This window comes from Microbulbifer sp. JSM ZJ756 (genome assembly GCF_044383805.1).
Lineage (GTDB): Bacteria > Pseudomonadota > Gammaproteobacteria > Pseudomonadales > Cellvibrionaceae > Microbulbifer > Microbulbifer zhoushanensis.
This window is the reverse complement of record NZ_JBISER010000003.1, coordinates 35,688-49,502: the sequence shown is the minus strand read 5'-3', so window position 1 is coordinate 49,502 and position 13,815 is coordinate 35,688. Positions and strand designations below refer to the sequence as shown.

Below are 13,815 nucleotides of genomic sequence, written 5' to 3'. Positions count from 1 at the left end.
AATTTAATGGCAGAAATTAATAATGTCTGCTGAAGTTTGATTCAAAAAAATATCAAAAATAAGATAACTCATGCCCGCCTACTTTTCGTCTGAAATTAGAGGTTTCGTCCAGGCACCGTATAAATCTGTGACGGCTGATCTGCATGCTAAATACGCAGATGATGGCTTCTCAACTCAATATACTACGCAAACAGATTCATGGAATGAATCTATTCCATTACTGCAAACAGCACTGAGTTCGGTGATAGATAGAATCCCAGAAATTGGGGCTTGGCGGGTTCTTCTTGAGCTTCCGTTATATCGGCTTCGAAGACGTATTGACGTTGTACTTGTTAGCCCCCATTGCATAATCCTTGTAGAACTCAAAGTTGGTGAGTTTCAATTTAAATCAAGTGATCGAAGGCAGGTAGAGGAATATGCCCTTGACCTTAGGGATTTTCATGAGTATAGCAGCGAAGCTTGTATTCTACCTGTCCTTTGGTGTACTGAGGCAACTTCAGAGAAGATCAAAAATTTACGACTTTCAGGTGGCGTAAATGAAGTTGCAGATGTTGGAAAATCAGGGATCGTGAATTTACTGTTAGAAGCTGCACGCTACAAGGTGAGTTCCTCATATGAAATACGAGAGTGGGAATCGGGCTCTTATAAACCGGTACCATCGGTAGTTAATGCAGCAACATCGTTGTTTTCAGGGCATGATGTACGAGAAATCGCACAAGCTGACGCTTCTAACTTAAATGAATCATCTCAAAGAATCTTAGAGATAATTAGACATGCCAAAAAAATAGGGCAGCATGCTTTAATATTTCTTACTGGAGTCCCTGGTTCTGGGAAGACTCTAGCGGGTTTGCAGGTTGTTCATCAAGCCATAGAAACTGGCGTAGAGGATAAGGGGGATATTGTCTATTTATCCGGAAATACTCCCCTAGTTACTGTTTTGAGAGAGGCACTCGCTCGAGACGAGGCTAATCGTCGAAAAAATCGAGGTGAAAAACAGGCTCTTTCAGAGGCTAGAAGTTCTGTTAGAACCAGAATTCAGCATATCATCGATTTCCTTAGAGAGTACTTAGCTAACGATGATGGTTCTGCTCCGCATGAGCATGTAATCGTATTCGATGAAGCGCAGAGGGCTTGGGATGAAGACTATGGGCGAAAAAAGTTTGATCGGCCTTCCTCTGAGCCAAGGTTGTTGCTCGATATCATGGCGAGGCATAGTGATTGGTCAGCTATTGTTGCTTTAGTAGGTGGCGGGCAAGAGATTAATGCTGGAGAGAACGGACTGGAAGAATGGGGTAAAGCGCTTAGGTCGCTCCCGGCAGAAGTGGTGAATAAGTGGAGCGTTTTTGGCCCCGCTGCAATTAAATCGGGGAATGAGGCAACAGCTCATCTGGGTATTGGTGAGATTTCTAGTGCGAATAGCCTGATTAATGAGCCAAGTCTTGAGCTCCAGGTTCCGCTCCGTAGTTTTCGGTCACCGTTACTTAGTCAGTGGGTCTCATTAGTTTTAAATGGAGAATCAGCCGAAGCTAGACAGGTTGCTCAAAGATTAGGCAGATATCCTCTGTACGTTACAAGATCACTTAACGAAGCTAGATCTTGGCTAAAACATGAAACTCGCGGAGAGCGAAGGTTTGGGCTTGTCGCTAGCTCAGGCGCGAGGCGGTTAAGAGCTGAAGGTTTGGGTGTGACCTTAAATGCAACTGATGGTAGTGCAATTGCTCAATGGTATTTGAATGATCATGATGATGTGCGGTCATCATTCGCGTTAGAGGTAACTGCGAACGAATACACAGCACAGGGATTAGAGTTGGATTTTGTCGGTTTGTGTTGGGGCGGTGATTTAATCCGCAAAGAAGGGGCATGGCATTGCCGTCAATTTCGGGGCAATAGTTGGAGTAAGGTAGGAACAGGGAGGCGGAGATTTATCAGTAATTCGTACCGCGTACTGATGACAAGAGGCCGTGAGGGCTTAATTATCTGGGTTCCGAGAGGGTCGCAAAGTGATGCCACTAGGGATCCTGCGCCGCTGGATGAAACCGCTAAATTTTTTATGGAATGCGGCGCTAAACCACTATGAGAGAAAATTTCAATAACGCTTTCTGGTATGTTTTCTGGTCTCAAAAAAAACTAAATGATTTTCGTTCCTGATTTGTAGCTTGGTAATTATGCTAGCGAAAAACAGGGTGAAGGATTAGCTTGGTCTGGTAGATGCTTTTGGGTTTCAGGGGCATCGCGCTTGTCTTGAGTTATAACTGTCCCAGATAACCGGTCCCTCCGAGCTGGCGCACCTGCCGGTCGATGGTGTAGGCGCGGTTGCGCACATAGCTTGACGGGTTGCGTGCCGACATCCGCTTCGGGCTTGGCAGTACCGCTGCCAGCCGCCCGGCCTGCCAGCGGTTGAGGTGCTGGGCGGAGGTGCCGAAGAAGTTGCTGGCCGCCGCCTGTGCGCCGTAGACCCCTTCCCCGAATTCGGCGATATTCAGGTAAACCTCGAGGATACGCTCCTTGGGCCAGAGGACTTCCATCAACACGGTGAACCAGGCCTCCAGCGCCTTGCGCACATAGCTGCGCCCGTTCCACAGGAACAGGTTCTTGGCGGTCTGCTGCGTGATGGTGCTGGCGCCACGGATGCGCCCCCGGTCCTCGCTCAGGGCTTTCTTCAGCGCGGCAAAGTCAAAGCCAAAGTGGTGGGGGAACTTCTGGTCTTCCGACGCGATTACGGCCACCTGCAGGTTGGGGGAGATCTGCTCCAGCGGCCGCCACTGGTGCACCGCCTCGCGCCCGCTCTCCCGCTCCCACGCGGAGATCACCGCAGAGGAGGCCGGGTCGACCCAGCGCAGGGCCAGGACCATCAGTGCGGTCACCACGACAAATCCGCTGCCGAGCCAGAATGTGTACTTGGCGGTGCGTTGCAGGTATCGGGTCATAATGCTTCGGTTTCAGGTTTTCTCGGTCGATTCACTGGGACCGCATGGCAGGCCTTGGGTTCCGGCGATCGAGTTTACTCAGCTGACAGCATCGAACAGAATCATGCAATCGATCATATACAGGCACATGACCGCAGCGAGTCTCCCGGAGCCCCCCATGCCCAGCACCATTGTGAAAGACTGGTTTGGATGCCAGTTTACCGACCTGCACCCGATGCTCCAGCAGCTACATATCCGGGGTGGCAGGCTGGTTGGTGAGGTAACCCTGGCCAGGGGTAGTGGGTTTGCCGGCCTGGTTGGGCGGCGCCTTGCGAGAAAAATGAATCTACCGGAACCGGGTGCCCACAGGTTGGCCGTCGACATTTCACACGATGCTGATGGACTGCACTGGCGCCGCAGTTTCAACGGAACGAACCGGGTCGATTCCCTTTTTCGGCCGGTAGGGAATATCGGGCAGGGTTACTGGATTGAGGAAACCGGGCCGCTGTCCATGCAGTTGACGGTGGATATTATCGATGGCGGCTGGTTCTGGCGTTGTCTCGGAGTGAAGTTCCTGGGGGTGCCGGTGCCGCGCTGGCTAATTCCGGACTCCCGGGCTTACAAAGTCATAGAGGCAGGGAAGTACCGCTTTCACGTGGAGTTTTCCCTGCCGATACTTGGCTCCCTGGTTTCCTACAGTGGCCTGTTGACCGCTGGGCACGCTGCGCCGTGATTGGGCGAGCCCGCAGGTTTTAGTTTTGCCACCACTGCAGGAACTGCTTGCCGACTGAATGCTGTGGCATTGAGTGTTCATCCGCCGCGATATCCTGCTCTTTTTCCATTTCCGTAACCCTCCGGTTGGCGGCCGTGAACCAGGCGGAGGGATCACTGGTTCCCATTTCCAGCGCATCCCCGTACAGGGCAGCGCTGAACCAGGTGCGCTCGGAGTCGTCGCTGCAGCCAAACGAGGTACGGTCGGCTGCGGCGGAAGCAAAGACTGCGCGATAGGGGTTCGCCAGCGCCTGTTGCCACTGGCCGGAGTAGCAGGCGGAAATGATGATCCACTGGTAGCGGGTTTCCAGGTCGTCCAGCCACTGTGTGCCCTCGGTAACGGAGAGATCATTGAGGGCCAGGTTCTTCTCTGCCAGCTTCAGGTCGCCGTTCTTGTCGCCGTGGCTGACAAAGTGGACCAGCAGCAGGTCTTCCTGCGGGTCGAGTATCGAGTCGAGCTGTTCCAGGCTCCGGCGGATGCTGGTGCGGGTTGCCATCGGCAGCTCGCCGCTGCCGCCGTTGGTAAGGCGCAGTTGGCGGCCCTCAATATCGAACACGGTGCCCAGGCGCTGCGCCACCCAGTCCACCTCGCGGGCGAACACGCCCTCGGTGCCGTCGCCGCCCACAATCAGTGTGTACACATCGCGCACGCCCGGCCGTTGCGGCGCCAGCCCGGAAAATGCGGATTCCAGCCGCTGGGCCTCGCTGTACAGGCGGGATTCCATTTCCGCCCGCTGCCGGGTGTCACTTTCCCGCCAGGCCTGTTCGCTGGGGTAGTAGCGGCCGGAGACAAAATAGCCCTGCTCCTCCACCCGCTCGCCGTTGTCGCCCTCGCGAATACGCACACCCTCTCCGCTGGCCTCGCCGTACTGGAAGTTGGCCCGGATAATGGTGCCGTCCGGCCGGGTCAGTTCGCCCTCGCCGTTGTAGTAGGTGTATTCAAACTCGCCCTGGTACTGGTAGCCCTCGTCGTCCCGGTAGTTGCCTTCCACCAGGTAGCCGTATTCAAAGGTGCCCTCGTAATCGGTGCCATCGGCGGTGGTGCGGTGGCCCTGGCCATGGGGGGCATATTCCTGGAATTCGCCCCGGTAGGTATCGCCGCCGGCGGAGGTCACCGTGCCTTGTACCAGTTCCCCCTGCCGGAATTCGCCATCCCATACCGCATCACCGCAGGCGTAGTGGCCCTGGCCGTGGAAATCGCCCCTCTGGAATTCCCCGGCATAGGTGCAGCCATCGGCAAACACCATCCGCCCCTCGCCGCTCATCTGGCCCTGGTTGAATTCACCCTCGTAGTGGCGGCCGTCCGGCCAGTTGAGTTCGCCCTCGCCGTGGAACAGGCCGTTTTCCAGCTCGCCGGTGTAAACCGAGCCGTCCGGCAGGGCCGTGCCGCCGCCGAACTGCTCCGGCCCGCAGCCGGCCAGGGCCAGCAGCAGCGCGGATAGCGACAGGGAAGTGAGCGGTGAGAGGGGTTTCATGGACTGTTCCAGGTTGCGGACATCTGCCCCCAGACTAACAAAAAGGCATTCCCCGTGCTTCACCATACTTTAGCCGGGCTGTCATACTGAGCGGGTAAATTGCCTACGATAATCAATAAACAGAAGAGGGCAGCCGTGAGCAGACTGACTCGACGCAATTTCATCAAAGCCGCGCTGGCCGCCAGCGGCGGTGTGCTGGTATCCACCCCACTGCAGGCCATGACCCGGCCCGAGCTGCCCTCCGAGGTCGGCTTTCCCCACGGTATCGCCAGCGGCGACCCGCTGCAGGATGCGGTGATCCTGTGGACCCGCGCCGTACCGGCGAAAACCGCCAGCGGCGGGGATCCGGTGAGGGTTACCTGGGAACTGGCGCGGGACCGGGATTTCACCGATGTCCTGCGCCGGGGCAGCGCGGAAACCGGTGCGGGCCGTGATTACACCGTCAAAATCGATGTGCAGGGACTGGAGCCGGAAACCCGCTACTACTACCGCTTTGTGGGTGCCAGCGAACAGAGCCCGGTGGGGCGCACCAGGACCCTGCCCGCCGGCGGTGTGGAACAGGTAAAACTGGCCGTGTTCTCCTGCTCCAACTACCCCGCAGGTTATTTCAATGCCTATGCCCTGGCGGCGCAGCGGGATGACTGGGATGCAGTATTGCACCTGGGGGATTACATCTACGAATACCCGGCCGACGGTTATGCCACCGAGCGCTCGGCGGAGATCGGCCGCGCATTGCCGGCCGACAATGCCGGCGAGATCCTGACACTGTCCGATTATCGCAAGCGCTACGCCCTTTACCGGACCGATGCCGGCCTGCAGGCGCTGCACGCGGCCGCACCGTTTATCGCCGTGTGGGACGACCACGAAATCAGCAACGACACCTGGAAGGGTGGGGCGGAAAACCACAGTCCGGAAGAGGGTGACTTCTACGAGCGCCGCGCCGCGGCAATCCAGGCCTATTACGAATGGCTGCCAATCCGCCCGCCCATGGGCGAGACCAAACCGCAGATTTACCGCAGCTTCCGGTTCGGCGACCTGCTGGACCTGCATATGCTGGATACCCGCGTGATCGGCCGCGATCAGCAGCTGGATTTCACCGGTTACCTGGGGGAGGACGGCAGCTTCGATGGTCGAGCCTTCGGCGCCGCGTTGGCAAACCCGGACCGCACGCTGCTCGGTCCCACCCAGCGCAACTGGTTGGCGCAGTCGCTGGAGCAGTCCCCCGGCCACTGGCAGCTGCTGGGCCAGCAGGTGTTGATGGGCAAGATGCACCTGCCGGCGGAAGTGATGATGAGTTTCTACAGCCGGGGCAAAAAGGAAGACCCGACGCCGGAGCTGGTCCAGCTGAAAGCCGCCAGCCTGAAAGGCGAGCCCCTGTCCGATGCCCAGCGGGCGCGGCTGGCACAGGTGGTGCCCTATAACCTGGACGCCTGGGATGGCTACGCGGTGGAGCGCGAGGCGCTTTACCGCCATGTGGCGGCGCAGGGCAAGAACCTGGTGGTGGTGGCGGGGGATACCCACAACGCCTGGTGCAATCACCTGACCGATGACAGCGGCAAGCTGGTGGGGGTGGAATTTGCCACGCCCAGTGTCACCTCACCGGGTATGGAGAGCTACCTGAAGCTGGACGAGCAATCCGCGGCGGAGATGGCCCGCGGCATGTCGGTGCTGGTGGACGACCTGCAGTACTGCAACCTGCACCAGCGCGGCTTTATGGCACTGACCTTCAACCGCGAACAGGTAAAAGCGGACTGGCACTTTATCGATAACATCGACAGTACCGAGTTCGCCGAAGCCGGCAGCCACACTGTGGTGCATCGCCCGGCCTGAAGCAGGGGTGGTTGACGTCACCCCGGCGCAGGCCGGGATCCAGTGGTGGAAAAGTGGTGGCAAGTCGCCGGCCGGCTAACTCTCAAGTGGTGCCGTGGAATGATCGCCACGATGGGGCCTGGCTGCAATCGCGTCAGCAAACCACTGGGTAACCACCTCGGTGCGGGTAATCGCGGTACCCACCGTTACCACCCAGCTGTTTTGCTCGCGCGGTATCCCCGGGTGTGTTGAAGCGGCCCTCGGCCATTACTCGTACACCGAGGCCAGCCGGGTGCCGTTGCGCTGCACCATCAGGTTAAAGCGATAGCGATCGGCGCGATACAGGCCCCTGGCCAGCTCGATAATCCGTCCCTGCTCGTCGTAAACAGTGCGCTGCGCCAGCAGGGCGGGGCTGAACGCGGGGATCTGCAGCAGGTCTGCCTTCTCTTCATCCACCACGGTGGCACTGATCTCCTGGCTGGCATGGTCCACGACAATTTCGTACTGGTCGTGCAACAGCCCGTAGAGGGAGCCGGTGTTCAATTACTGGATTGCCAGGTCGGGTAGAACTGGGCTTTTGGATTGGAGGTGCGGGGAGTTCAACAAGTCCGCTTTGCGGACTTTCCCCAGAGGATGCGCTCCCCCCGGTCGCGCATCTGGGCCCTGGGACTAGCCATATACAAGAAAGGCCACCCGTTGGGTGGAGCTGGGCTTTTGGATTGGAGGTGCGGGGAGTTCAACAAGTCTGCTTTGCGGGCTTGTCCCAGAGGATTAGCTCCCCCCGGTGGCGCATCTGGTCGCTGGGGCAACCCATATACAAGAAAGGCCACCCTGGTTGGGTAGAGCTGGGCTTTTGGATTGGAGGTGCGGGGAGTTCAACAAGTCCGCTTTGCGGACTTGCCCCAGAGGATGCGCTCCCTCCGGTCGCGCATCTGATCGCTGGAGCAACCCATATACAAGAAAGGCCACCCGTTGGGTGGCCTTTCTTGTATATGGCCCGCCCCAGAGGATTCGAACCTCTGACCTTCGCCTCCGGAGGGCGACGCTCTATCCAGCTGAGCTAGGGGCGGGAAAACTGGTTTTTCAAAGTCGTACAGTGCTTGCCTTGGCCAGGGAAGCCTTCGGCTTCCTGCGACGCTCCCCTCGCGGGGCTCGGGCCCGGCCACCAATCGCAGATTGGTGGCGTTCGGCGGCGCGCAACGCGGTGCGTTGCACTCGCTTGCCTCACCCAGCTGAGCTAGGGGCGGTTTTCGCTCTGGGTGACCGATACGGCTCAACCCGGCGAGGACGCGGATTATACAGAAGGGGTGGGGGCGGGTGAAGCTTGGATTTGGCTTTTCGCCTGCCGGCCCTTCGCAGCGGGCGGCACAATGACTATAATGCCGGGCTGGTATATATACGCGGCAATGTGCCGAAGCGAGTACCGGAAGTCACCGGACGGCGGTGGCTGCCTCTAGGGGGAACCGAATGAAAGCGATTTTGAGTATTGTAGCGGCCCTGGCCGTGGGGACTGCCGCGGCTGTGGCACAGTCCGTGGACGACCAGATTGCCGAGCGCATCGCGCCGGTGGGCGAGATTTGCATGAAGGGCGACGAGTGCGCCGCAGCGGCTCCGGCCGGTGGCGCTGCCGCCGCTGGTGGCGGTCCGCGCACTGGTGAGCAGGTTTACAACGGCGCCTGCCAGACCTGCCACGCGGCCGGTGTGGCCGGGGCGCCCAAGTTTGGCGACGCCGATGCCTGGGCCCCGCGTATTGCCCAGGGCATGGAGACCCTGTACTCCAACGCCATCAACGGCATCAGGGCGATGCCCGCCAAGGGCCTGTGTGCGGACTGCTCCGACGAGGAGATCCAGAACGCCGTGGACTACATGGCGGAGAACAGCCAGTAAGCGATTGCTTACCCCGGTTGCAGAAAGGCCGCTCATTGAGCGGCCTTTTTTGTGCCCGGATTTCCCGTTCTCAACGCAAGCGGCCTGTAGGGGCGGACCTTGTGTCCGCCCGGCTCCCCGAGCCGCGACCGACCCCGGGCGGATACAAGATCCGCCCCTACGGGGGAAGTCCTGTGCCGGGGGATACATAATCGAGCCGTTGGGTGGGCGATACGGGCAACTGTAGGGGGGAACCTTGTGTTCGCCCTTGCCCAGGGGCAGGCACCGACCCCGGGCGGACACAAGATCCGCCCCTACACCGGTGGCGCAGGTCACCGAACATCCGTCGGGCCGCCCGGGTCAGTCGAACATGCTCAGCAGCGACCCCAGCGTTTCCTCTCCGCGGGCCTGGTTCTGTTCCGGGGTGGCCTGGCCGAAGCCCTCGAGCTCCACGTCTTCCTCCGGCAGCTCGTCCAGGAAGCGGCTGGGGGTGGTGTCCTGGTTCTCGCCGAACATCTTGCGCTTGCCTGCCAGCGTCATGGTGAGGGTACGCTGGGCGCGGGTGATACCCACATAGGTCAGGCGACGCTCCTCCTCGATGTTGTCGTCCTCGATGCTGTTGCGATGCGGCAGCAGGTTTTCCTCCATGCCGATCATGAACACATGCGGGAATTCCAGGCCCTTGGCGGCGTGCAGGGTCATCAGGCTCACCTTGTCGGTGGCCTCTTCCTCTTCCTGGCGATCCAGCATATCGCGCAGGATCAGCTTGGAAATGGCCTGTTCCAGGCGCACGTCCTGCTCCAGCTCGTCGTCGGTGCCCTCCATGGTCTTGTTGAGGCTCTCCAGCAGCCAGTAGACGTTCTCCATGCGCTTCTCGGCCACCTTGTCACTGCTGGCGTTCTGGCGCAGCCAGCCGGCGTAGTCGATATCGTCGAGCATCTCGCGCAGCGCGGCGTCCGGGCTGCGCTCGCGGCAGTCACGCTGCACCTTTTCCAGCCACAGGGCGAAGCGGTTGAGGCGCTCGTAGCCCTGCTCGTTGATGTGCTCGCGGAAACCCATTTCCGAGCAGGCCCGCAGCATGGAGATCTCGCGGCCCCTGGCATAGTTGCCCAGCGCCTCCAGGGTGCTGGTGCCGATCTGCCGGCGCGGGGTATTGATGATGCGCAGGAAGGCGTTGTCGTCGTCCGGGTTTACCAGCAGGCGCAGGTAGGCCATCAGGTCCTTGATCTCCGCGCGGGCGAAAAACGAGGTGCCGCCGGACATCTGGTAGGGGATCTGGTTTTCCTGCAGCTTCATCTCGATCAACCGCGCCTGGTGGTTGCCCCGGTAGAGCACGGCGAAGTCCTTGAAGCCGCAGCCGCGGCGGGACTTCTGCAGGAAGATCTCGTTGGCGACCCGCTCGGCTTCCTCGTTCTCGTTGTTTACCTTGACCACCCGGATCTCTTCACCCAGGCCGCGGTCGGACCACAGGGCCTTGTCGAATTCGTGCGGGTTGTGGGCGATCAGGTGGTTGGCCACCTTGAGGATGCGGCTGGTGGAGCGGTAGTTCTGCTCCAGCTTGATCAGGCGCAGGTTGGGGAAATCTATCTTCAGCTGGCTCATGTTTTCCGGCCGCGCGCCGCGCCAGGCGTAGATCGACTGGTCGTCGTCGCCCACCACGGTGAGGCCGCCGCGACCGCCCACCAGCAGTTTCACCAGCAGGTACTGGGAATTGTTGGTGTCCTGGTACTCGTCCACCAGCAGGTAGCGGATCTTGCGGCGCCAGCGCTGCAGCAGCTCCGGGTCGGAATCGAACAGTTGCACCGGCAGCAGGATCAGGTCGTCGAAATCCACCGAGTTGTAGGCCTTGAGGGCGTCGCAATAGCGGCCGTAGGCCACGGCGATGGCCTGTTCGCCCGGGCTCTGGGCCTGCTCCACCGCCTGGCGCGGCGTGAGCATGTCGTTTTTCCAGTTGGAGATCTGGTTCTGCACCCGGTCCAGCAGGTCGGTGTCCAGGTCGCCATCGCGCAGCATCAGTTCCTTGATCAGGCCGCGGGCATCCTCGGCATCGAAGATGGAGAAGCCGGGGCTTAGCCCGGCCGCGCGGTACTCCTTGCGCAGGATATTCAGGCCCAGGTTGTGGAAGGTGGACACGGTCAGGCCGTGGGCGGCCCGGGATTTCTTGCCATCGGGGCCGGTCACCAGCTTGCCCACGCGCTCCTTCATTTCCCGCGCTGCCTTGTTGGTAAAGGTCAGCGCGGCGATATTGCGCGCGGCAAAACCGCACTCCTCGATCAGGTAGGCGATCTTGCGGGTGATTACGCTGGTCTTGCCGGAGCCGGCCCCGGCCAGGACCAGGCAGGGGCCGTCCACATATTTCACGGCCTCTGCCTGGCGAGGATTAAGCTTGGTCATGGAAAAACATCTGGTCCGCGTCGAGGTGGGCATTCTAACAGCCGGGATCGCCCCTGCGTGGTACTGAATTGGCAGTCGCACGGGCCTCTGTGACTGCACTACGCTGGGGCGTTCGTATACACAGCAGCCCCGATTGGCTATAACTGCTGCCGTCGCCCAGCCGGGCGCGGGCCCGGCTGGGCAGATGGGGGGTTAAAGGGTCAGCGCGACCCGGGGAGAGCAGTAATGGAACAGCCAATTGTGGGTTACCACCGGGATGAGGAAGACCACTGGGTGGCGGAGCTACGCTGCGGCCACAACCAGCATGTGCGCCACGACCCACCCTGGACCAGTCGCCCGTGGGTCATCACGCCGGAAGGCCGCCAGTCGATGCTGGGCTACCGGCTGAATTGCAAAAAATGTGACGAGGGCGCACCGCCGGACCACGATAACGGCACTCCGCCGCAACGCAACGGACACGCGCCACAGGGTCGCGACAGAGGGGAATCACAGTAATGGCCAGAATCTGGGTGGACGCGGATGCGTGTCCGGTGGTGATCAAGGAGATCCTGTTCCGTGCCGCCGAGCGCACCGGTACAGAGATGACGCTGGTGGCCAACCAGCCGGTGCGGGTGCCACCCTCACGCTATATCAAGTCGATGCAGGTCACCGCCGGCTACGACGTGGCCGACAACGAGATCGTGCAGCGCTGTGGAGCCGGCGACCTGGTGATTACCAGCGATATCCCGCTGGCGGCGGAGGTAATCGACAAGGACGCCACCGCCCTCAGTCCCCGCGGCGAGCGCCATACCAAAGCCAATATCCGCGCGCGCCTGAATATGCGCGATTTTATGGACACCATGCGCGCCAGCGGAATGCATACCGGTGGGCCGCCGGCCCTGAACCAGCAGGACCGCAAGGCCTTCGCCGACCAGCTGGACAAGTGGCTGGCCCGGCAGAAGCCGGCGCAGGGAGCGCGCTGATGGATAAGTCCCTGCGGCTGGTGGAACCCGTCCCGCAACAGCTGGAAGAGTTGATGTCCTGGGTAACTGACGCGGACAGCTGCCGCCTCTGGGGCGGGCCCTGGTTCCGCTTCCCGTTCGATGCCATCTCGTTTCGCGAGGACTGTCGCTGGGACGAGGCGGGCGGCCGCGTGCTGGCGGGGCCCGACGGCGGGATGCTGGCGTTCGGTCGCTACTACCTGCGCGAGCAGCGTTGCCACCTGGGCCACCTGATCGTGTCACCGGCAGAGCGGGGCAGGGGACTGGGATCGGCGCTGGTGCAACGCCTGTGTGCCGAGGGCTGTCGCCAGCTGCGGGCTGCGGAATGCTCCCTGTTCGTACTGAAAGACAATGCCCGGGCCCGGTCGGTTTACCAGCGGCTCGGGTTCCGGCAGGCGTCCTATCCGGGCAAGGCCGAGTGGCTGGAGTTGTGTGACTATCTGGTGGCCCCCGGCGATATCATCGCGGCGGCTTCCCCACTGGACCTGCAGGATCATGGCTAAACCGATGGAGCTGCGCACCGACCGCCTGCTGTTGCGCCAGTGGCGCGAGGCGGATCGCGGGCCGTTTGCGGCGCTGAACGCCGACCCGCGCGTGATGGAGCATTTTCCCTCGACCCGTAGCCGGGCGGAAAGCGATGCGACCCAGGACCGGCTGGCGGACCATATCGCCAGGCACGGCTGGGGATTCTGGGCCGTGGAGACCCTGGCCCGGGAAGAGTTTATCGGTTTCGTGGGGATCCAGTCGCTCGGAAGTGATGTCATGTTGGCGTCCGGCGTGGACTCGCCGGGCGTGGAAATCGGCTGGCGGCTGGCATTTGCGCACTGGGGCCGGGGCTATGCCAGCGAGGCGGCCCGGGCGGCGCTGGCCTGCGGTTTCGGGGATTTGCAGCTGGACGAGATTGTCTCCCTCACCACCCTGGACAACCACCGCTCGCAGGGTGTCATGCAGCGGTTGCTGATGCGCCCGGCCGGGGAGTTCGATCACCCTGGCCTGCCGGCAGGGCATCCTCTCCAGCGGCACTGCCTGTACCGCCTGGCCCGGACAGACTGGTCGGCACAATAAGAAAGGGCTTCGTTGGCCCTAAATGTACCGCCGCACGCGTTTGCGGTAACTGCGGTATTCGTGCCCGAATTTTTCCAGCAGGTACCGCTCCTCCGGCTTGACCACACCAAAGTGCAGCGCAGCGGCCAGCGGCAGCAGCAACAGCGGGCCCCACCAGCTGTTGAACAGCAGGGTGACACCCAGGTAGATCATCAGCAGGGCCAGGTAGATGGGATTGCGGGAGAAGCGGAAGGGGCCGTCGCAGACGATGCTGGTGGTGGGCCGGCGCGGGTGCACATGGGTGCCCGCGCGCACCAGCGCCCGCGCGGCCCACACCGCGAGCGCCACACCGGCCAGGGCCAGGAACAGGCCCGGGCGCCAGAGGTACCGGTGCGTGCCGGAAACCGGCAGGGGCCAGAGCCACTGCAGCGCCAGTGCCGCGCCCAGGAAAAGCGCCAGCACCAGGGGCGGCAGCGCGACGATATCCGGGCGATCGGGTTTACTGTCACCGGCTCTGGTCATCCCCACCTCAAAACTGCTTTTACTCGACGCTTTTGCCTTCTATCGGCC

At 60.9% G+C, this 13,815-nt stretch carries 13 protein-coding genes and 1 tRNA gene; 8 read left to right on the top strand and 6 right to left on the bottom strand.

Annotated features, from left to right (window positions below):
* Positions 1-70 precede the first annotated feature (70 nt).
* Positions 71-2,077, top strand: a complete 2,007-nt coding sequence (locus ACH6CX_RS06425) for a DNA/RNA helicase domain-containing protein (protein WP_396675196.1) — start codon at positions 71-73, stop codon at positions 2,075-2,077.
* Positions 2,078-2,246: 169 nt separating this feature from the next.
* Here the strand turns inward: ACH6CX_RS06425 and mtgA are convergent, their stop codons facing one another.
* Positions 2,247-2,927: a monofunctional biosynthetic peptidoglycan transglycosylase gene (gene mtgA / locus ACH6CX_RS06420; RefSeq protein WP_396675195.1), complete on the bottom strand. Its 681-nt coding sequence runs from the start codon at positions 2,925-2,927 to the stop codon at positions 2,247-2,249.
* A gap of 157 nt (positions 2,928-3,084) precedes the next feature.
* Here mtgA and ACH6CX_RS06415 point away from each other — a divergent pair, with 157 nt between their 5' ends.
* On the top strand, positions 3,085-3,639 hold the full coding sequence (locus ACH6CX_RS06415; protein ID WP_396675194.1) for a DUF4166 domain-containing protein: 555 nt from the start codon (positions 3,085-3,087) through the stop codon (positions 3,637-3,639).
* 19 nt (positions 3,640-3,658) lie between these two features.
* Here ACH6CX_RS06415 and ACH6CX_RS06410 read toward each other — a convergent pair whose 3' ends face one another.
* Positions 3,659-5,152 (bottom strand): C13 family peptidase, encoded by a 1,494-nt coding sequence (locus ACH6CX_RS06410; RefSeq protein WP_396675193.1) that lies wholly within the window; start codon positions 5,150-5,152, stop codon positions 3,659-3,661.
* Positions 5,153-5,287: 135 nt separating this feature from the next.
* Between ACH6CX_RS06410 and ACH6CX_RS06405 the strand changes: the two genes are divergently transcribed.
* Positions 5,288-6,982, top strand: a complete 1,695-nt coding sequence (locus ACH6CX_RS06405; RefSeq protein WP_237064456.1) for an alkaline phosphatase D family protein — start codon at positions 5,288-5,290, stop codon at positions 6,980-6,982.
* Positions 6,983-7,228: 246 nt separating this feature from the next.
* Here the strand turns inward: ACH6CX_RS06405 and ACH6CX_RS06400 are convergent, their stop codons facing one another.
* Together ACH6CX_RS06400 and ACH6CX_RS06395 are read right to left on the bottom strand one after the other, a co-directional pair.
* Positions 7,229-7,504: a UTRA domain-containing protein gene (locus ACH6CX_RS06400; RefSeq protein WP_232940578.1), complete on the bottom strand. Its 276-nt coding sequence runs from the start codon at positions 7,502-7,504 to the stop codon at positions 7,229-7,231.
* A gap of 450 nt (positions 7,505-7,954) precedes the next feature.
* Positions 7,955-8,031: transfer RNA gene (locus ACH6CX_RS06395), tRNA-Arg, on the bottom strand.
* 397 nt (positions 8,032-8,428) lie between these two features.
* Between ACH6CX_RS06395 and ACH6CX_RS06390 the strand changes: the two genes are divergently transcribed.
* Complete coding sequence (locus ACH6CX_RS06390; protein ID WP_232940580.1) at positions 8,429-8,848, top strand: cytochrome c5 family protein; 420 nt, start codon at positions 8,429-8,431, stop codon at positions 8,846-8,848.
* Between the two features lie 339 nt (positions 8,849-9,187).
* Here ACH6CX_RS06390 and rep read toward each other — a convergent pair whose 3' ends face one another.
* A complete protein-coding gene (gene rep, locus ACH6CX_RS06385; protein WP_232940582.1) occupies positions 9,188-11,221 on the bottom strand; it encodes a DNA helicase Rep in 2,034 nt (677 codons plus the stop codon).
* A 225-nt stretch (positions 11,222-11,446) separates the two neighbouring features.
* Here rep and ACH6CX_RS06380 point away from each other — a divergent pair, with 225 nt between their 5' ends.
* The 4 genes from ACH6CX_RS06380 to ACH6CX_RS06365 are packed head-to-tail and all read left to right on the top strand — an operon-like array spanning position 11,447 to position 13,266.
* A complete protein-coding gene (locus ACH6CX_RS06380; RefSeq protein WP_396675192.1) occupies positions 11,447-11,716 on the top strand; it encodes a DUF3565 domain-containing protein in 270 nt (89 codons plus the stop codon).
* Entirely contained in the window at positions 11,716-12,183 is a 468-nt protein-coding gene (locus tag ACH6CX_RS06375; RefSeq protein WP_232940586.1) for a YaiI/YqxD family protein, read from the top strand. The genes ACH6CX_RS06380 and ACH6CX_RS06375 overlap by 1 nt, the downstream gene beginning before the upstream one ends.
* Positions 12,183-12,704 carry a GNAT family N-acetyltransferase gene (locus tag ACH6CX_RS06370; protein WP_232940587.1) on the top strand — a complete coding sequence of 174 codons (522 nt, stop codon included), beginning with the start codon at positions 12,183-12,185 and terminating at the stop codon, positions 12,702-12,704. Before ACH6CX_RS06375 ends, ACH6CX_RS06370 begins: the two co-directional genes overlap by 1 nt.
* A complete protein-coding gene (locus ACH6CX_RS06365; protein WP_396675191.1) occupies positions 12,697-13,266 on the top strand; it encodes a GNAT family N-acetyltransferase in 570 nt (189 codons plus the stop codon). Before ACH6CX_RS06370 ends, ACH6CX_RS06365 begins: the two co-directional genes overlap by 8 nt.
* An 18-nt stretch (positions 13,267-13,284) precedes the next feature.
* Here ACH6CX_RS06365 and ACH6CX_RS06360 read toward each other — a convergent pair whose 3' ends face one another.
* A complete protein-coding gene (locus tag ACH6CX_RS06360; RefSeq protein WP_232940589.1) occupies positions 13,285-13,767 on the bottom strand; it encodes an isoprenylcysteine carboxylmethyltransferase family protein in 483 nt (160 codons plus the stop codon).
* Positions 13,768-13,815: the final 48 nt, after the last annotated feature.